The sequence below is a fragment of the Enterobacter vonholyi genome (assembly GCF_040834095.1).
GTDB lineage: Bacteria > Pseudomonadota > Gammaproteobacteria > Enterobacterales > Enterobacteriaceae > Enterobacter > Enterobacter vonholyi.
In genome coordinates this window covers 136,516-156,020 of the sequence record NZ_CP162152.1, presented here as the reverse complement: position 1 = coordinate 156,020, position 19,505 = coordinate 136,516, and the positions used below count along the sequence as shown (strand labels likewise).

16 protein-coding genes and 1 pseudogene are annotated in these 19,505 nt (G+C 57.1%); 9 read left to right on the top strand and 8 right to left on the bottom strand.

The window, feature by feature from the left end; genetic code table 11:
- Positions 1 to 24: 24 nt before the first annotated feature.
- A pseudogene (locus AB3N39_RS00720) lies at positions 25 to 188 on the bottom strand (IclR family transcriptional regulator); the annotation flags it as partial.
- Between the two features lie 84 nt (positions 189 to 272).
- Positions 273 to 1,013, bottom strand: a complete 741-nt coding sequence (locus AB3N39_RS00715) for a MipA/OmpV family protein (protein ID WP_133293532.1) — start codon at positions 1,011 to 1,013, stop codon at positions 273 to 275.
- A gap of 117 nt (positions 1,014 to 1,130) precedes the next feature.
- On the opposite strand from AB3N39_RS00715, the gene AB3N39_RS00710 reads away from it, so the two are divergent.
- A complete protein-coding gene (locus AB3N39_RS00710) occupies positions 1,131 to 2,096 on the top strand; it encodes a LysR family transcriptional regulator (RefSeq protein WP_325814391.1) in 966 nt (321 codons plus the stop codon).
- On the opposite strand, the gene aldB is transcribed toward AB3N39_RS00710, so the two are convergent.
- The 6 genes from aldB to AB3N39_RS00680 all read right to left on the bottom strand — a co-directional run bounded on the left by aldB (position 2,093) and on the right by AB3N39_RS00680 (position 9,245).
- Positions 2,093 to 3,631 (bottom strand): aldehyde dehydrogenase AldB, encoded by a 1,539-nt coding sequence (gene aldB, locus AB3N39_RS00705; RefSeq protein WP_127729157.1) that lies wholly within the window; start codon positions 3,629 to 3,631, stop codon positions 2,093 to 2,095. The two genes, AB3N39_RS00710 and aldB, sit on opposite strands and share 4 nt — an antisense overlap.
- 86 nt (positions 3,632 to 3,717) lie before the next feature.
- A complete protein-coding gene (gene selB / locus AB3N39_RS00700; protein WP_367896998.1) occupies positions 3,718 to 5,565 on the bottom strand; it encodes a selenocysteine-specific translation elongation factor in 1,848 nt (615 codons plus the stop codon).
- Complete coding sequence (gene selA / locus AB3N39_RS00695; protein ID WP_133293529.1) at positions 5,562 to 6,947, bottom strand: L-seryl-tRNA(Sec) selenium transferase; 1,386 nt, start codon at positions 6,945 to 6,947, stop codon at positions 5,562 to 5,564. The genes selB and selA overlap by 4 nt, the downstream gene beginning before the upstream one ends.
- A 103-nt stretch (positions 6,948 to 7,050) precedes the next feature.
- Positions 7,051 to 7,659: a glutathione S-transferase gene (locus AB3N39_RS00690; protein ID WP_133293528.1), complete on the bottom strand. Its 609-nt coding sequence runs from the start codon at positions 7,657 to 7,659 to the stop codon at positions 7,051 to 7,053.
- 90 nt (positions 7,660 to 7,749) lie between these two features.
- Positions 7,750 to 8,886 carry an HlyD family secretion protein gene (locus AB3N39_RS00685; protein WP_115876687.1) on the bottom strand — a complete coding sequence of 379 codons (1,137 nt, stop codon included), beginning with the start codon at positions 8,884 to 8,886 and terminating at the stop codon, positions 7,750 to 7,752.
- A 2-nt stretch (positions 8,887 to 8,888) separates the two neighbouring features.
- Complete coding sequence (locus tag AB3N39_RS00680; RefSeq protein WP_024906600.1) at positions 8,889 to 9,245, bottom strand: DUF3302 domain-containing protein; 357 nt, start codon at positions 9,243 to 9,245, stop codon at positions 8,889 to 8,891.
- A 657-nt stretch (positions 9,246 to 9,902) separates the two neighbouring features.
- Here AB3N39_RS00680 and AB3N39_RS00675 point away from each other — a divergent pair.
- The 8 genes from AB3N39_RS00675 to AB3N39_RS00640 all read left to right on the top strand — a co-directional run bounded on the left by AB3N39_RS00675 (position 9,903) and on the right by AB3N39_RS00640 (position 19,470).
- Positions 9,903 to 11,810, top strand: coding sequence for a PTS mannitol transporter subunit IICBA (locus AB3N39_RS00675; protein WP_045337118.1), 1,908 nt, complete (start codon positions 9,903 to 9,905; stop codon positions 11,808 to 11,810).
- 99 nt (positions 11,811 to 11,909) lie between these two features.
- Complete coding sequence (mtlD, locus tag AB3N39_RS00670; RefSeq protein WP_127729151.1) at positions 11,910 to 13,058, top strand: mannitol-1-phosphate 5-dehydrogenase; 1,149 nt, start codon at positions 11,910 to 11,912, stop codon at positions 13,056 to 13,058.
- Positions 13,055 to 13,645 (top strand): mannitol operon repressor MtlR, encoded by a 591-nt coding sequence (gene mtlR, locus AB3N39_RS00665; RefSeq protein ID WP_115876689.1) that lies wholly within the window; start codon positions 13,055 to 13,057, stop codon positions 13,643 to 13,645. The genes mtlD and mtlR overlap by 4 nt, the downstream gene beginning before the upstream one ends.
- Positions 13,646 to 13,703: 58 nt before the next feature.
- Entirely contained in the window at positions 13,704 to 14,066 is a 363-nt protein-coding gene (locus tag AB3N39_RS00660) for a YibL family ribosome-associated protein (protein WP_008502724.1), read from the top strand.
- A 271-nt stretch (positions 14,067 to 14,337) separates the two neighbouring features.
- Positions 14,338 to 15,993 carry an L-lactate permease gene (lldP, locus tag AB3N39_RS00655; RefSeq protein ID WP_023309919.1) on the top strand — a complete coding sequence of 552 codons (1,656 nt, stop codon included), beginning with the start codon at positions 14,338 to 14,340 and terminating at the stop codon, positions 15,991 to 15,993.
- Positions 15,990 to 16,763: a transcriptional regulator LldR gene (gene lldR / locus AB3N39_RS00650; RefSeq protein WP_023294814.1), complete on the top strand. Its 774-nt coding sequence runs from the start codon at positions 15,990 to 15,992 to the stop codon at positions 16,761 to 16,763. The genes lldP and lldR overlap by 4 nt, the downstream gene beginning before the upstream one ends.
- Entirely contained in the window at positions 16,760 to 17,947 is a 1,188-nt protein-coding gene (lldD, locus tag AB3N39_RS00645; protein WP_029740822.1) for a quinone-dependent L-lactate dehydrogenase, read from the top strand. Before lldR ends, lldD begins: the two co-directional genes overlap by 4 nt.
- Positions 17,948 to 18,129: 182 nt before the next feature.
- Positions 18,130 to 19,470 (top strand): aromatic acid/H+ symport family MFS transporter, encoded by a 1,341-nt coding sequence (locus AB3N39_RS00640; RefSeq protein WP_126330463.1) that lies wholly within the window; start codon positions 18,130 to 18,132, stop codon positions 19,468 to 19,470.
- Positions 19,471 to 19,505: the final 35 nt, after the last annotated feature.

Genomic DNA, 19,505 nt, shown 5'->3' with positions numbered 1-19,505 from the left:
TTACGCCTCTCGTACGTTAAAACCCAGCTCTTTTGAGATCGCATACGGAACGCGGCCGTGGATATCAAACACCAGCTCATCATACATGGCGCTCAGTTCAGTGATGGTATTCCGCGTCAAAGGTTGGATCTCAACGCCATGTAGATCTTGCCCATTGCGGAGCAGTAGAGAGGCATATGCTAGCCGATTCAGATCCCGGATATGCAGCAGGAACTGCTCGACAGGCACGATCGTAGGCCGGGTAAGGCGAACCTGCCCCCGGCTTTACCGCATCAGAAACGCCAGGTCAGGCCGGTCATCAGCGCGAAGCTGTCGTCGCGGTCGATCATCGGGCTGTTCTTCACGTCGTCAGGCAACACGGTGTAAACCGCGCTGGCGTTGAGGTACAGATTCTGGGTTAACTGATATTTAGCCGCCAGGCCAACGTATGGCGTCCAACTGTCGCCAGCGGTGTATTTATCCAGTCCGGAGCGGCGAGACTCGCTGCCGGATACGCCGTAGTAATAGTCGTTATAGCTTTCGTCGCTGTAGAAAACACCAACAGAAGGTGTCAGGGTCAGGCGCTCCATTTTGATCGGACGGAAGTACGATACCTCGCCCACCACGCCGCCGCTTTCATCCATCGCATCGCCAGAAACGGCCACTTTCAGCGACCCCCAGCTTTCGTGACGGTAGTACGCCCCACCGAGGAACGCAGATGCTTTACGCTCATCAAGCTGCTTCATCTGATGATCGTCGTTGTCATCAGGATCGAAATGCAGCGGCATCCACGTTGCGGTCAGGCTGAGTTCATTTTTTGCGTCTTTCCACAGGATCCATCCACCCGTGGTCTGGCGAACATAAAAGCGATCGCCTTCGTAGCTAATTAACGGTACTGCGGTAGTATTTTCGTTATAGCCTTTGTAAGGAGACTCATTAAATACAGCCCCCGCTCCAAGTGAAAAATCACCAGCCATGGCAGACGTTGATGCAAATAACGTGGCCGCGATGAGTAAATTGTATTTAATAGTCATTCTATGTAATCCATTTAAATGCCAAACAAGCGAGGCGCATAATAATGGTTACAAAATTGCCAATGCAACGCTGCGGTTTATATAATATTATATATAAAATCATATAGATGGGTGTGCATGATGAGTACATTACAGCTAAAACCACGCGAATTAAAAATTATCTCCGTCATTGCAGCCACCCACAGCATTGGTGATGCCGCCGCCCTGCTGGGCATGGCGCAGGCCAACGTCAGTAAATATCTGTCTGATTTTGAAACGCGGGTTGGACTCAAGGTTTTTGAGCGCACCACGCGCCAGCTTGCCCTGACCCAGTTTGGTGAAGCGTTGCTCCCTTACGTTAATGCAACACTGGATAAGAACAGCCAGCTTGTGAATTTCATTGCGGATTATAAGCACGAAAAGCGCGGAAAAGTGACGATCTATGCCCCAACCGGCATCGTGACCTACCTCGCGCGACACGTGATCCATCAGATAGAAGACATCGGTGACATTCGCATCTCTTTGAAAACCTACAATCTGGACCGGAATGAATTTTCAGAAGGCGTTTCCTTTCCGGATGACTGCGACATTTTAATTACTTATACGCAGCCTAAAGACGAAAGTCTGGTTGCCAGCGTTCTGACACAATATTCCGTTACGGCCTTCGCAACCGTGGAGTATTTAAATAAACACCCCTTAACGGGACCGGAAGATTTAATTAATCACTCCTGTATTCTCATTGACTCCATGCTGGTTGATGATGCCAACATCTGGCGTTTCCGAGTGCACGGCAGCGATGACGTGCATGACTACCGGGTGACCGGTAATTATATTTGCGACAATACGCAGACGGCTCTGGAGCTGGCAAGAAATAATCTTGGGATTGTTTTTGCACCAAAAGAAAGTCTGAAAAAAGAATTAACGCAAGGGATGCTGGTCCCCTGCTTCCCGCATCAGGAAGAGTGGTGGCTCGATCTGACGGCCATCTTCCGCAAACGCGAATACCAGCCCTGGCGCGTGCAATACGTACTGGATGGCGTTCTGAACTGCCTGCGCCAGCAAATTGCTCAGGCCGTGCATGGACGGCCTGAGCTGGGTGATTAAAACAGCCCCAGCGGCTTATCGGAGTAGCTGACCAGCAAACATTTCGTCTGCTGATAATGCTCCAGCATCATCTTGTGGGTTTCACGCCCGATGCCCGATTGCTTATAACCGCCAAATGCCGCGTGCGCCGGATAGGCGTGGTAGCAGTTGGTCCAGACGCGCCCGGCCTGAATGCCTCTTCCCATTTTATAGGCCAGATTACCGTTGCGGCTCCAGACGCCTGCTCCCAGACCATACGGCGTGTCGTTGGCAATCTCCAGCGCCTCCTCCATCGTTTTGAAGGTGGTCACGGCCAGTACCGGTCCGAAAATTTCTTCCTGGAAGACGCGCATGTTGTTTTGACCGAACAGGATCGTCGGCTCCAGATAATACCCGTCCTGCAGATCCCCACCGAGTACCTTACGACGCCCGCCGGTGAGAATATCCGCCCCCTCTTTCTTGCCGATGTCGATGTAGTTGAGGATAGTTTCCAGCTGTCCATGCGAGACCTGCGCCCCCATCTGCGTGGCGTTATCGAGCGGGTTACCGCTGCGGATAGACTCGACGCGGCGAATGGCCCGCTCCATAAAGCGCTCATAGATGGACTCCTGCACCAGCGCGCGGCTTGGGCAAGTGCAGACTTCGCCCTGGTTAAACGCAAACAGCGCAAACCCTTCCAGTACTTTATCGAAGAAGGCATCCTCTTCCTCCATTACGTCTGCGAAGAAGATGTTCGGGGATTTCCCGCCCAGCTCGAGGGTCACCGGGATAATGTTCTGCGTGGCGTACTGCATGATCTGCTGGCCCACCTCCGTCGACCCGGTAAACGCCACTTTGGCGATCCGTTTTGAGGTGGCCAGATATTCCCCTATCTCCCCGCCCGCACCGTTGACCACGTTAATCACGCCCGGCGGCAGAAGATCGCCAACGATTTCCATCAGCAGCAGCACTGAGAGCGGAGTCAGACGCGCCGGTTTGAGCACAATGCAGTTTCCCGCCGCCAGCGCGGGCGCCATTTTCCAGCTCGCCATCAGCAGCGGGAAGTTCCACGGAATGATTTGCCCGACGACGCCCAGCGGTTCGTGGAAGTGATACGCCACGGTATCGCTGTCTACCTCGCTTATTCCTCCCTCCTGAGCGCGAATGCAGGAAGCAAAATAGCGGAAGTGGTCAATGGCCAGCGGCACGTCTGCCGCCATCGTTTCCCGTATCGGCTTGCCGTTATCCCAGGTTTCCGCCGTCGCCAGCAGCTCCAGATTCTGCTCCATCCGGTCGGCGATTTTGAACAGGATCGCCGCCCGGTCCTGCACGGAGGTGTGAGCCCATTTTTCTTTCGCTTTGTGCGCCGCATCCAGCGCCAGGTCTATATCACGCTTGCCGGAGCTGGCAATTTCGCACAGCGGCTGGCCGGTAACGGGAGTCAGGTTGGAATAGTATTCGCCGTCGACGGGAGCTACCCAGTCGCCGCCAATAAAGTTGTCATAACGAGGCTTCAGCTTGAGGGGAAAACCATACTCGCCGGGCTGGATACGCGATGAGGGAGGATTGTTTGTCATGTCCGTCTCCTTGCTGTTGGTGTACAACAAGGGTAGTTCCGGCTGGCGATTTTCTCGCCAACCGGTAACGGTGTTTACGACGGAGGTCACGGAGTTTCAGGAAATAATAACGAATCGCGCAACAGATGATCGTTACCGCGACGGCGGGTAAAGCCGATGCGGTTGAAATACTCCAGGATCTGGATCGCCAGCTTGCGCCCCACGTTCAGCCGATCGCGGAAATCCGCTGCGCAGGTCGAGCCGCGCGCCTGATCCAGCTCGCGGATCAGGTTGGCAAATGCCACAATACGATCGTTACGGTAATAACGATCTTTCACGATCGCGACTATTAGCCCCTGCTGCGCCGCATGGCGCAATACCTGACGCATCACCTGTTCGTCGGTGTTGGTTTCGCGAGCCAGATCGCGAACCCACCACGGCTCATCGCCAAACAGCGGGGCTGCTTTTTGCCATATCGCCTCCTGCTCTGCGGTGAATCCGGCCTTGTGATCCGGCAGATGCAGCCAGCCGTGGTGGCTTTTAATCGCCCCGCTTTCGCGCATGTTTTCAATCAGCAGCAGCACCAGCGCATCGTCTTCCATCGGCAGCGCCATGCGCCGCAGACGCTCGCGCCCCGGGCCAGGCTCATCCTGATGCTGTCCGTGGTAAGTCGCAAGCGTGTTCAGTATCTTACGCTGCCATTGCGCAGCAACCGGGGCATTGAGCAGGCTGTCTCCGGCCTGAATAAAGCCCGGCTCCTGGGTCAGCTGGCGTAAGCCTTCCCCGCTCAGCTGGCGTGCCCATGCAAAATCACGCAGGCTCACCGCACCGCGATCGAGGTGTACCCGCAGCGCGGCGTTATCCTCTCTGGCCTGCGCCAGCGCGGCCAGCCACTGCAGATATTCAGGTTTACGCTTGCCGCGTCGGGGTGGGTTAAGCGCCACCACGCGCGCCCCGGCCAGCGTTTCCCTTGCAGAAATGTCACGCAGAACCAGACGATCGTTGTCTGCCAGCCAGAGCGGTGAATCGAATACCAGCTCGGCGAGATCGTTTTCCAGCAGCGACACGCGCCCGGTGATATGGCTGGCCGCGTGGTGAATATGCAGCGGCTGCCATTGGGTCAGGGGCACGTTTGCCTGCAGGGAGACGATGACGCGTTCAGACGGTTCAGGTGGGGCATCGGCCAGCAGCCAGTCGCCGCGATTAAGCTGCTCTTTTTCCGCATCCCCGGCAATGTTCAGCGCGATCCGCTGCCCGGCGTGGGCGCGGTCTGCGGGCTGGTTTTGTGCGTGCAGCCCGCGCACGCGCATCGGTTTGTTCACGCCCGTCAGCCAGAGCGTATCACCGACGTTCACTTCGCCGCTCAGCGCCGTACCAGTCACCACAAGCCCCGCACCTTTTACGGTAAACGCCCGATCAATGGCCAGGCGGAAACGATGATGGCTGGCGTGGTCGCGTGATGAAAGCTGCTGTAAGTGGTGGCGAAGTTCGTCGATACCGCGCCCTTCCGTCGCCACGGTGACAAATAGCGACGCGTCGGCAAAACCATACTCCCGCAAGGTCGCCTGTACCGTTTCGCGCACCTCGCTGACGCGTGCGTCATCCACGCGATCGGCTTTGGTCAGCGCCACGGTCAGCTGCGGGTTACCGGTCAGCTGGAGGATCGCCAGGTGCTCGCGGGTTTGCGCCATCACGCCGTCATCGCAGGCCACCACCAGCAGGGCATGATCGATGCCGCCCACGCCCGCCAGCATGTTGGACAGAAACTTTTCATGCCCCGGCACATCAATAAAGCCCAGCACGCGGCCATCAGGCTGGGGCCAGTAGGCATAGCCCAGATCGATGGTCATGCCGCGCTTTTTCTCTTCCGGCAGGCGGTCGGCGTTTACGCCGGTAATGGCCTGCAGTAACGTGGTTTTTCCGTGGTCAACGTGACCGGCGGTGGCAATAATCATTTCAACAACATCTCCAGAAATCGCTCTTCATCTTCAAGGCAGCGCAAATCCAGCCACATTCGGCCATCGTAAATCCGCCCGATAACCGGCGTCGAGAGACCGCGCCAGCGCGACGACAGGGCTTCCAGATGGCCGCCGCGCCCGTCACGCGGCGTGAACGTCAGCGCTTCACTCGGCAGCCTGTCCACCGGCAGCGAACCGCTGCCAATCTGCGACTGGCAGGGCTCAATGCGAACGTCAAAATCGGGGTAGTGCGCGGCGACGCGCGGCAGCAGAAGTTCAGCCTGGGCGCGAATCGAGGCGGCATCGCGGCTTAACAGTCGCAGCGTGGGCAGGCGGTCGGCCAGTTTCTCCGGGTGGAGATAGAGCCGCAGCGTAGCGTCCAGGGCGGCAAGCGTCATTTTATCGGCGCGCAGGGCGCGCTTGAGCGGATGCTGCTGCAGCTGCGCAATCAGCTCGCGCTTGCCGACGATAATCCCGGCCTGCGGCCCGCCCAGCAGTTTGTCGCCGGAAAAGCTGACCAGGCTAACGCCCGCCGCAATCATCTCCTGCGGCATCGGCTCTTTTGGCAGCCCGTACAGGCTCAGATCCACCAGCGAGCCGCTGCCGAGATCGGCAATCACCGGTATGTTCAGTTCGCGCCCAATCGCCGCCAGCTCCGCCTCTTCAACCGTTTTGGTGAAGCCTTCAATATGATAATTGCTGGTGTGGACCTTCATCAGCAGGGCAGTATTTTCATTCACTGCCGCGCGATAGTCTTTCGCATGGGTACGGTTGGTGGTGCCCACTTCATGCAGCGTACAGCCCGCCTGGCGCATCACGTCCGGAATACGAAATGCCCCGCCAATCTCCACCAGCTCGCCGCGGGACACCACTACCTCTTTGCCGCTGGCGGTGGACGCCAGCATCAGCAGCACCGCTGCGGCGTTGTTATTCACAATGCAGGCATCTTCCGCGCCGGTCAGCTGGCACAGCAGCTCCGCCAGCGCGTGGTCGCGATGCCCGCGTCCGGCGCCGTCCAGATCGTACTCCAGCGTTACAGGCGCTTGCATGGCCTGCACGACGGCGGCAACGGCCTCTTCCGCCTGCTGGGCTCGCCCGAGGTTGGTATGCAGTACGGTACCGGTCAGGTTAATCACCGGGCGTAACGCGCTTTGCGCCTTCTCATCCAGCCGCTGTTCAACTTCCTGCTCCCACGCACTGCACCAGTCGGGCAAGGCGTTTTCTGCCTGAATCGCGCAGCGGGCTTCGTCCTGAAGCAGGCGTAACATTTCCACCGTCGCGGTATGGCCGAAGCGCTCAACAACAGCATAAATGCGGGGCTCGCGAAGGAGACGGTCGGTAGCGGGGATCTGGCTGTACAGCGAACGATGAGTAGTCATGAAAGCGCCTGGCGAGTAAATATCTTCCCCCCTCCCGACGGGAGAGGGAGTTAACATGTAGAGGGATTGTACCGCCTCCGACGCCGAAGTGTTATAACCCGCGTCAAGCCTTTGGCGGTTCGGTACGGGCAAAGCTCTCGCGGCTAAAAAGCGTGTCTGCAAGCTTCACCAGCAGCGGACGGTCGACGCACCAGCCAGGGGAAACCCGGCGGAAGTTGAGATAGCCGATGGCGCAGGCGATGGCGATAGTTGCCAGGTTCAGGCTGTCGGTGTCGATCTTTCCCTCCCGGATAAGCTGTTCGCACCTGTCCAGGCTGCGGCTGATTTTTTCCCGCTGGCGTAACAGTTCCGTTTCCGACTGCTGGGCAACGGGCCTGGCCTGTTCACGCACGGAGGTTAACGCCGCATCCATAATGCCATCGGCCAGGGCTTCAATTTGCTTCACCGCCAGCGCCGCTTTTGGGTCAGCCGGCAGCATTGCCGGGGCAACGCCCAGCAGCTCGATATACTCCGCAATAATCGGGGAATCAAACCAGTATTCGCCCTCGTCCGTGACCAGCGCTGGCACTTTTCCCAGCGGATTGTACTGCGCGACGCCGTTTTCCGCGTTGTAGGGCTGTTCATTCACGAATTCAAATTCAATCCCCTTCTCCAGCAGGAGAATCGAGATTTTTCGCACGAAGGGACTGGTATAGCTGCCGATGAGTTTCATTGCCTGATCCTTGATGCCGGAAAAAAGTCAGTATGGATCAAGCGATGAAAAAAGGGCAGGTCTGCATGTCGCATTCCTGCCCTGGAAGGATTAGTGATCGAGGTAGAGGTAGTGCATCCAGCTGGTCATACGCAGCAGTACTTTACGCATGACCGAGACGTGGGCGAAGTGGTCCGAATAGACCGCCACCTGGGCATAGATACCGTCCGGCAGGGCATCGACTTCGGCGTTGGGTTCCAGCTCAATAAGTGCCTGAACACCGTCCGTTCCCGGCACCACCGTCAGCGACTGCAGCGCGCCCTGCGCCTGATAGGTTCCCCCCGGCACCACCGGCAGAATACTGGTGAGCTTCCCGGAGAACACCTGGCCCGGCAGCGCGTTAAACACTACTTCCGCTTCATCGCCCGGCTTCAGACGCAGCAGCGAGTTCTGGCGGAACTGGGCCACAATCTGACGCTTCTGTTCAGGGATAAAGACCATCACCGGACGCAGAGGCAGCGCGGCGGCATAGGTCCCCGGACGTATCAGCACCTGGGTGATGTAACCATCGCTCGGCGCACGCACCACGGTCTGATCCAGGTTGTATTTGGCTTCGGCAAGCTGGGCGCGTAACGACGCAATCTGCGACTGCTCGCCGTTCACCATGCTGTCTAACTGGCTTTGGATCTGCACCTGTTCAGCCACGGAGCCTTTCACCAGCGCATCCTGCGCCAGATAGTTCTGCCGCGCGTTGTCGATATCGCTTTCAGAGAACGGATTCACCTTCGCCTGGCTGCCTTTCAGGTAGCGCTGATAATCTTTATAGAGGCGATCGCGTTCAGCGGAGACGCGCGTGGTATTGGCAACGGCTTCCGCCAGCTGCGCTTTCAGATTATCGATATTGTGCGTCGCGGTCACCAGGTCGGCCTGAAGCCTGTCGACCCGCGCCTGATAGCGGCCTGGATCCAGTTTAAATAACACTTCGCCTTTTTTAATTAGCTGGTTATTTTTATCGGTCACTTCGCTGACCACACCGGTCACCTGCGGCGTGATTGGAATAGAAATAACCGCTTTTTGCGCCGTAAACGTATACGGGTGGTTATAGTTCATTAGCAGAATAAGTCCGGCAACAATAAATACGCCGCCTAATGTTGCGGTGGCAAGCGTCCACTGGTTGACCGGAATTCGGAATATTTTAAAGATGGCCCAGGCAAATGCCACGTAGGTCAAAATAATCAACAGATCCATGATTAGCGCTCCAGCGTGTTCTTATCAGCAGCGGGCTTTACCGCGGCCAGCTTTTGTTCTAATTCGGCCACGCGTTTTGCCAGCGCATCCATGCCCGGGACCTCATCAGGCTTTGTGATGTGGTTTTGCATGCCCCAGCCGCGATCCTCGCGGTACAGCGTGGCCCAAATCCACAGGAATGGCCAGATGGCATGAAGCGTAAACAGGCTAATCCAGCCAGCCGTATGAATGGCATCGGCATGCGGATGGTTACGCTTTTTAGCCATATTATAAGGAATATCATGGATGGCGATGATTCCATAAAAGAGAACCAGAAATACAAAAATCAATACGCCCAGCGCAAAATAGTTGAGAAACATATTCTCCTCACTTAAACAACGTCAACTCATTAAATTAATAAAACGGTACGCAACCTAATTAATTTTTTATAAACACGGGGTTGTGCTTATTATTTCCGAGCAGGGGAGTATGGGTTTTTATAATATCTCCATGCAAGTTTATAAGCGTGTCAAAATATATCCTGAATAATAATAGACTTAACCTTACAATATGAGCGTAATCCACCTTTTAACTTTTCGCCATACCACACATCAAAAGTGGTTTTTTGGCTTATCGTGTCGTGCCATATCATCCTGGCGCTGAAACGCGAAGCAGAGTTTGCCGTCGATCACAGCCGGAGAAATCTGCATAAAAATATTTTGTGAAATCAGTCACAATCCAGAAACAAACACGCCAGAACAAAACGTGACAACAATCACACAAAAGGGTGTGTTTTGCTTTTTTTCTCGCCATCGTATTTTTTTTGCCCATCGTTTTTGTGATTCAGATCACCTCATAGATATCCTCACCCCCCACATTTACGTGACATGAATCACATAAATTTTCACTGTCTGGACAGTTGAACGATTCAGTGCCAGATTTCACAGCATCAGAACAGGGCCCGGCTACCTCTGCCGCCTCATTAACAATAAACCTCGGGCCATAAGCCTTAGCGTAAACAGAAGAAGGGGTGTTTTATGTCATCCGATTTCAAGATCAAAGTTCAAAGCTTTGGTCGTTTCCTCAGCAACATGGTGATGCCAAATATCGGCGCGTTTATCGCGTGGGGTATCATCACCGCATTGTTCATTCCGACAGGGTGGTTGCCTAACGAAACGCTGGCGAAACTTGTTGGCCCAATGATTACCTATCTCCTGCCGCTGCTCATCGGTTTCACCGGGGGTCGTCTGGTGGGCGGTGATCGTGGTGGCGTAGTGGGTGCCATCACAACCATGGGTGTTATCGTCGGTGCGGATATGCCGATGTTCCTCGGTGCGATGATTGCCGGCCCTCTGGGCGGCTGGGCGATTAAGAAATTCGACGTCTGGGTTGATGGTAAGATCAAATCCGGCTTCGAAATGCTGGTGAACAACTTCTCTGCGGGCATCATCGGGATGATCCTCGCCATTCTGGCGTTCCTCGGCATTGGCCCTGCGGTTGAAGTGCTGTCTAAAATTCTCGCGGCAGGCGTTAACTTCATGGTGGCGCACGAAATGCTGCCGCTGGCGTCTATCTTCGTTGAACCGGCGAAAATCCTGTTCCTTAACAACGCCATCAACCACGGTATCTTCTCGCCGCTGGGTATTCAGCAGTCTCACGATCTCGGCAAGTCTATCTTCTTCCTGATTGAAGCCAACCCGGGTCCGGGTATGGGCGTTCTGCTGGCGTACATCTTCTTCGGCCGTGGTAGCGCAAAACAGTCTGCTGGCGGTGCGGCGATCATCCACTTCCTGGGCGGTATCCACGAAATTTACTTCCCGTACGTGCTGATGAACCCACGTCTGATCCTGGCCGTTATCCTCGGCGGTATGACCGGCGTGTTCACCCTGAGCGTGCTGGGCGGCGGTCTGGTTTCTCCAGCTTCTCCGGGTTCTATCCTGGCGGTACTGGCGATGACGCCAAAAGGCGCTTATTTCGCGAACCTCGCAGCTATCTTTGCGGCAATGGCCGTCTCCTTCGTGGTCTCTTCTATCCTGCTGAAAACCAGCAAAGTGAAAGAAGATGATGACATCGAAGCCGCAACCCGTCGTATGCACGACATGAAAGCCGAATCCAAAGGCGCGACGCCACTGGCAGCCGGTGATGTCTCTAACGACCTGAGCCACGTGCGTAAAATCATCGTTGCCTGCGACGCCGGTATGGGTTCCAGCGCGATGGGTGCAGGCGTGCTGCGTAAGAAAGTGCAGGATGCGGGCCTGACCAACATCTCCGTGACCAACAGCGCCATTAACAGCCTGCCGCCGGATGTTGACCTGGTCATCACGCACCGCGATCTGACCGAACGCGCCATGCGCCAGGTGCCGCAGGCACAGCACATTTCGCTGACCAACTTCCTCGACAGCGGCCTGTACACCAGCCTGACCGAACGTCTGGTGGCCGCGCAGCGTCACGAAGACAACGAAGTGAAAGTGCGCTCCAGCCTGCAGGACAGCTTTGACGAGAGCAATGCACACCTGTTTAAGCTGGGTGCGGAAAACATCTTCCTCGGTCGTACCGCGGCCACCAAAGAAGACGCGATTCGCTTTGCCGGTGAGCAGCTGGTGAAAGGCGGCTACGTTCAGCCTGAATATGTCGACGCGATGCTGGAACGTGAAAAACTGACGCCAACCTACCTGGGCGAATCCATCGCGGTGCCGCACGGAACGGTTGAAGCGAAAGATCGCGTCCTGAAAACCGGCGTCGTATTCTGTCAGTATCCGCAGGGCGTGCGCTTCGGTGAAGAAGAAGACGACATCGCCCGTCTGGTAATTGGTATCGCCGCTCGCAACAACGAGCACATTCAGGTGATTACCAGCCTGACCAACGCGCTGGACGATGAGTCCGTCATTGAGCGTCTGGCCAATACCACCAGCGTGGAAGAAGTGCTGGCTCTGCTGAACAAATAAGTTCTCTTCCCTCTCCCTCCGGGGAGAGGGCTAGGGTGAGGGGATAAACGTTCCTCACCCCAGCCCTCTCGGGTAAAAACATTGATGAAGGTTAACACTATGAAAGCATTACATTTTGGCGCAGGTAATATCGGTCGTGGTTTTATCGGTAAACTGCTGGCAGACGCGGGCATTACCCTGACATTCGCCGATGTGAATCAGGTCGTCCTGGATGCCCTGAATGCCCGTCATAGCTATCAGGTCCATGTGGTGGGCGAAAACGAGCAGGTTGAGACAGTATCTGGCGTCAACGCGGTCAGCAGCATCGGTGAAGACGTTATTGACCTGATCGCCAGCGTCGATCTGGTCACCACCGCCGTGGGTCCGGTCGTCCTTGAGCGAATCGCCCCTGCGGTTGCAAAAGGCCTGGCAAAACGTAAAGCGCAGGGCATCGACACCCCGCTGAACATCATCGCCTGTGAAAACATGGTGCGCGGCACTACGCAGCTGAAAGGCCACGTTCTTAACGCGGTGGCAGACGAAGACAAAGCCTGGGTTGAAGCGCACGTGGGTTTTGTGGATTCCGCCGTGGATCGCATCGTTCCGCCTTCCGAATCCGCGACCAACGACCCGCTGGAAGTGACCGTAGAAACCTTCAGCGAGTGGATCGTCGATAAAACCCAGTTTAAAGGCGCGCTGCCGACCATTCCGGGAATGGAATTAACCGATAACCTGATGGCATTTGTCGAACGCAAGCTCTTCACGCTGAACACCGGGCATGCTATAACCGCGTACCTCGGAAAATTGGCCGGTCATCAGACCATTCGTGACGCGATCCTCGATGAGAAGATCCGCGCGGTGGTAAAAGGGGCAATGGAAGAGAGCGGCGCGGTGCTGATCAAACGCTACGGTTTTGATGCTGAGAAACACGCAGCATACATCCAGAAAATCCTCGGTCGCTTTGAAAACCCGTATCTGAAAGATGACGTTGAGCGCGTGGGCCGCCAGCCGCTGCGCAAGCTAAGCGCGGGCGATCGCCTGATTAAGCCGCTGCTGGGCACGCTGGAATACGGCCTGCCGCATGCCAACCTGGTGAAAGGGATTGCCGCAGCGATGCACTACCGCAGCGAGCAGGACCCACAGGCGATTGAGCTGGCTCAGCTGATTGATGATAAAGGCGCGCAGGCTGCGCTGGCGCAGATCTCCGGTCTGGACGCCAACAGCGACGTGGTTGCGGAGGCGGTCAACGCATACAACGCAACCAAATGATGCAGAATGCGGCGCAGGTAATCCTGCGCCCTGATTACAGATTGTCAGATATGCAGGCAATAATGGAACAAACCCAGGCCTTTGAAAATCGTGTGCTTGAGCGTCTGAATGCTGGCAAAACCGTACGAAGTTTCCTGATTGCCGCCGTCGAGCTGTTAACCGAGGCGGTGAATATCCTGGTGCTTCAGGTGTTTCGCAAAGACGACTACGCGGTAAAATATGCTGTAGAACCGTTACTGGACGGAGACGGACCGCTGGGCGATCTATCCGTGCGTCTGAAGCTGATTTATGGTCTTGGCGTGCTCAACCGACAAGAGTATGAAGATGCGGAGCTGCTAATGGCGCTGCGCGAAGAGCTCAATCATGACGGTAACGAGTATACCTTTACCGACGATGAGATTCTGGGGCCCTTCGGCGAGCTGCACTGCGTTACTGCGCTGCCCCCTGCTCCCCATTTTGATAACAGCGACCCTGAGCTTTACGCGATGCAAAAGCTGCGTTATCAACAGGTTGTCCGTTCCACGATGGTTCTCTCCCTGACTGAGCTGATTTCCCGAATCAGCTTAAAAAAAGCGTTTCAGAAGTAAGCCTGCTCACATTGGTGTATCCTTCCCTGTAAATTCCCCGTTTTCAGAGTCATTTGTTATGAAAGAAGTCGAAAAGAACGAAATTAAACGCCTGAGCGACCGCCTGGATCTGATCCGCCACCAGATGGCTGGCCTGTCGCTGGTCGATTCCGCCGAGAAATACGCCGAGCTTGAGAAAGAGACCGCGAAGCTGGAAGCGGAAATCGAGCGCCTGCGCGAAGTCAAAGGCCAGAAGCTGAGCAAAGAAGCGCAGAAGCTGATGAACATGCCGCACCGCCGCGCCATCACCAAAAAAGAACAGGCCGACATGGGCAAGCTGAAGAAAAGCGTCCGCGGTCTGGTGGTGGTACACCCGATGACCGAGCTTGGCCGCGAAATGGGCCTGAAAGAGATGACGGGCTTTTGTAAGACCGCGTTCTGATTTCATGCCGGGTGGCGCTGCGCTTACCCGGCCTACTCTTTTCCCCTTCGCGTGAATTGGTCCAACCAATAGCGCAATCAATCCTTCCCCGGTTCACAATTCCATTATTTCCGCTCACAAAACCATTGCTAGCTCATAACATCTGGTTAACCATTCATTGTCATTAACCCTACAACACAACATTGGCAGGACCACTTTTACACAACCTGTGACGCAGAGTTGAGCGGAGACTCACCCGCAGCGCAGGCTGTCTGGTCCCCAGGAGACCTGCATGAGCCTCTGGCAACAAAACTACGACCCGGCTGGAAATATCTGGCTGTCGAGCCTGATCGCATCGCTTCCGATCCTGTTCTTCTTCTTTGCGCTGATTAAGCTAAAGCTGAAGGGCTACCTCGCCGCGACGTATACCGTTGCCATCGCCCTGATGGTGGCGTTGTTCTTCTACAAAATGCCGGTCGATCGCGCGCTGGCCTCCGTCGTCTACGGTTTCTTCTACGGCCTGTGGCCGATTGCGTGGATCATCATCGCGGCGGTCTTTGTCTATAAAATCTCGGTGAAAACCGGGCAGTTCGACATTATCCGCTCGTCGATTCTCTCCATCACGCCTGACCAGCGCCTGCAGATGCTGATTGTTGGCTTCTCCTTCGGGGCGTTTCTGGAAGGCGCGGCAGGTTTTGGCGCACCGGTGGCGATCACCGCCGCGCTGCTGGTGGGTCTGGGCTTTAACCCGCTCTATGCCGCGGGCCTGTGCCTGATTGTGAACACCGCGCCGGTGGCGTTTGGCGCGATGGGTATTCCGATTCTGGTGGCCGGGCAGGTCACCGGGCTGGACAGCTTCGAGATCGGCCAGATGGTTGGCCGCCAGCTGCCGTTCCTGACCATTATCGTCTTGTTTTGGATCATGGCGATTATGGACGGCTGGCGCGGCGTGAAGGAGACCTGGCCTGCGGTGATGGTGGCGGGCGGTTCGTTCGCTATCGCCCAGTACCTCAGCTCGAACTTCCTTGGCCCGGAGCTGCCGGACATCATCTCTTCGCTGGTTTCTCTGGTCTGCCTGACGCTGTTCCTGAAACGCTGGCAGCCGGTCCGTATTTTCCGCTTCGCCGACATGGGCGCCTCGCAGGTCGATCAAACGCTGGCCCGCACCGGCTACACCGCAGGACAGGTGATCCGCGCCTGGTCACCGTTTCTGTTCCTGACCGCCACGGTCACGCTGTGGAGCATCCCGCCGTTTAAAGCCCTGTTCGCCCCTGGCGGCGCGCTGTACGACATGGTGATTAATATCTCCGTGCCGTTCCTCGACAAGATGGTCGCCCGTATGCCGCCGGTAGTGCACGCCGCCACGCCGTATGCCGCGGTCTATAAATTCGACTGGTTCTCCGCCACCGGGACCGCCATCCTGTTTGCCGCTATTCTTTCCGTGGTGTGGCTGCGCATGAAGCCTGCGGCTGCGGTACAGACCTTTGCGGCGACCGTTAAAGAGCTGATGCTGCCGATTTACTCCATCGGCATGGTGCTGGCGTTCGCGTTTATCTCGAACTACTCCGGACTGTCATCGACGCTGGCGCTCGCGCTGGCCCATACCAGCCACGCCTTCACCTTCTTCTCGCCGTTCCTCGGCTGGCTGGGGGTGTTCCTGACCGGGTCCGATACCTCGTCTAACGCTCTGTTTGCCGCGCTGCAGGCCACGGCGGCCCAGCAGATTGGCGTGTCGGACGTCCTGCTGGTGGCCGCGAACACTACGGGCGGCGTGACCGGGAAAATGATCTCCCCGCAATCCATCGCCATTGCCTGTGCGGCGGTGGGACTGGTCGGTAAAGAGTCGGATCTGTTCCGCTTTACCGTGAAACACAGCCTGATATTCACCTGCATGGTCGGGGTGATCACCACCCTGCAGGCCTATGTCTTAACCTGGATGATCCCATGATAGTGATGCCCAGACGCCTGTCCGACGAGATTGCCTCTCGCGTGCGGGCGCTGATTGAAGAACAACAGCTGGAAGCGGGCATGAAGTTGCCCGCCGAACGCCAGCTCGCCGCCCAGCTTGGCGTGTCGCGCAATTCACTGCGCGAGGCGCTGGCGACGCTGGTCAGCGAAGGGGTACTGGTAAGCCGTCGCGGCGGCGGCACCTTTGTGCGCTGGCAGCATGACGACTGGTCCGAGCAAAACATCGTTCAGCCGCTGAAAACGCTGATGGAGAACGACCCGGACTACAGCTTCGACATCCTTGAAGCGCGTCACGCCATTGAAACCAGTACCGCCTGGCACGCGGCCATGAGGGCAACCGACGCCGACAAAGAGAAACTCATCGCCTGCTTTGAGGCCACGCAAAGCAGCGACCCGGATATCGCCTCCCAGGCGGACGTCCGTTTTCACCTTGCGATTGCCGAGGCGTCGCACAACGTGGTGCTGCTCCAGACCATGCGCGGGTTTTTCGACCTGCTGCAATCCTCCGTGAAGCAGAGCCGCCAGCGCATGTATCTGGTTCCGCCGGTGTTTGCCCAACTGACCGAACAGCACGAGGCGGTGCTCAACGCCATTCTTGCCGGTGATGCAGAGGCCGCGCGCAAAGCGATGATGGCGCATCTCGGCTTCGTGCATACCACCATCAAACGATTCGATGAAGACCAGGCCCGACAGGCGCGTATTACCCGTCTGCCTGGCGACAGTGATATTTCCAGGGAGAACAAAGCATGATCATTTCAGCAGCCAGTGACTATCGCGCCGCGGCGCAGCGCATTTTGCCCCCGTTCCTGTTCCACTACATTGACGGCGGGGCGTATGCCGAATACACCCTGCGCCGCAACGTGGAAGACCTGTCGGAGGTGGCGCTGCGCCAGCGCGTGCTGAAGAATATGTCTGACCTGAGCCTTGAGACGAAACTGTTCAACGAAACGCTTTCCATGCCCGTCGCGCTCGCGCCCGTAGGCCTGTGCGGTATGTATGCCCGCCGTGGCGAAGTGCAGGCCGCCGCTGCAGCGGATGCTAAAGGCATTCCGTTTACCCTCTCTACCGTCTCGGTTTGTCCGATTGAAGAGGTCGCCCCAACCATCAAACGCCCGATGTGGTTCCAGCTGTACGTCCTGCGCGATCGCGGCTTTATGCGTAACGCGCTCGAGCGCGCCAAAGCGGCGGGCTGCTCCACGCTGGTCTTTACCGTTGATATGCCGACCCCCGGCGCGCGCTACCGCGATGCGCACTCCGGCATGAGCGGCCCAAATGCGGCGCTCCGCCGCTACTGGCAGGCGGTAACGCATCCACAGTGGGCGTGGGACGTCGGCCTGAACGGTCGTCCACACGATCTGGGGAATATCTCGGCGTATCTGGGTAAACCCACCGGGCTGGAGGATTACATCGGCTGGCTGGCGAACAACTTCGATCCGTCCATCTCCTGGAAAGACCTGGAGTGGATCCGCGAATTCTGGGATGGCCCGATGGTGATCAAGGGGATCCTCGACCCGGAAGATGCCCGCGATGCGGTGCGCTTTGGCGCAGACGGGATTGTGGTCTCTAACCATGGGGGACGCCAGCTTGACGGGGTGCTCTCCTCCGCACGCGCCCTGCCAGCGATAGCCGATGCGGTGAAGGGCGATATTGCCATCCTGGCCGACAGCGGGATCCGCAACGGGCTGGACGTAGTGCGCATGATTGCGCTGGGCGCCGACAGCGTGCTGCTGGGGCGCGCGTATCTGTATGCGCTGGCGACGGCGGGCCAGGCAGGGGTGGCGAATCTGCTCAACCTGATCGAAAAAGAGATGAAGGTGGCGATGACGCTGACAGGTGCAAGAACGATTAGCGAAATCAGTAAGGATTCTCTGGTGCAGGAGTTAAGCAAATTACCGGCGGCGCTGGCGCCACTTGCTCAGGGAAACGCGGCCTAAATTCTCCTCCGTTAATACACCTTTTTCTCGCGCCCGATTTCCCCCTCGGGCGCTTTTTTACGCCAAAAATAACATCCAGATAACATATTGGATAAGAAAATTTGACATCCACCTGCCGTCCGCAATTGTATAGACAAGCAAATACAAGAACACAAAAACAACATCAGATCGGAGTGGAGCGTATGGCATATTCAGGTAAGGTGGATATTCAGCAGGTGATCGATGAGAGTCCCTTTTCAGGGTTTCACTGGCTGCTCATTGTGCTGGGCTTTCTGGTTCTGGCGATCGATGGTTTTGATACGGCGGCGATGGGCTACATTGCGCCCACGCTGTCGGCAGAATGGGGGATCCATAAACAGGATCTGGGGCCGGTGCTGAGCGCGGCGCTGCTGGGGCTGTCGTTGGGCGCGCTGATTGCCGGTCCGGTATCGGACCGGATGGGGCGCAAGCGCGTGCTGGTCTTTTCGTGTCTGTTCTTCGGCCTGGCGAGCCTGGGGACGGCCTGGGCGCAAAGTCTGAATACGCTCACGCTGTGGCGCTTTCTGACGGGCCTCGGGCTCGGCGCAGCAATGCCTAACGCCATCACGCTGATCTCCGAGTTTGCCCCCCAGCGCTGCCGCGCCATGGCGATTAACACCATGTACTGCGGCTTCCCTCTGGGCGCGGCGGGCGGCGGCGCGATCTCTTCCTGGCTTATCCCCCACCACGGCTGGCGAAGCGTGCTGCTGACCGGCGCGATTGCGCCGCTGATTTTAACGCTGCTGCTGGCGCTGTTTTTACCGGAGTCCGTGAAGTTTCTGGTGCAGCGCGGGAAAGACGTCATGCAGGTCCGCCGTATCGCCAGCCGGTTCGCCCGCAGCACGCTGGATAGCGTCACGGGCTTCTTCCTGGCGGAGGAGAAGCTCGCCTCTAAAAAAGGGAGCGTGTCGCAGCTCTTTTCCATGCCCTGGCTGCCCGGCACCCTGATGCTGTGGGTGACCTATTTTATGGGGCTGGTGATTTACTACGTCCTGCTTAGCTGGATGCCAACGCTGATGCAGGGGATGGGCTATGCTCTGGCGGAATCCGCCTGGCTCACCTCGCTGTTCACCTTCGGCGGCACCGCAGGCATTCTGCTCGCGGGCTGGATGATGGACCGCTGGGAAGCGCATAAAGTGGTCGCGTGTGGTTTCGTGCTGACAATGGGCCTCATTCTTTTGCTTGGCATTGAGCATAACCATATCGCCCTGTTTGGCGGGCTGATTTTCCTGATGGGGATCGCGATGAACGGCGCGCAATCGGGCATGCAAACCCTGGCCGCCACCTTTTACCCTACCGAGTGCCGCGCGACGGGCATCGCCTGGATGCAGGGGATCGGCCGCTTTGGCGGCGTGGCGGGAACCATGACCAGCGCCCAGCTTCTCGCTATGCAGTGGCAGGCAGACAGTATTTTAATGATCCTCAGCGTGCCCGCTCTGGTGGCCGCGGCGGCAACCGTCTACAAAATGCTGTACAGCCGCTCGCAGGAACCCGGCGTCGCGTAGTTCCTCTCTTTTCTGCTATCCTGCCCCCGCAATTA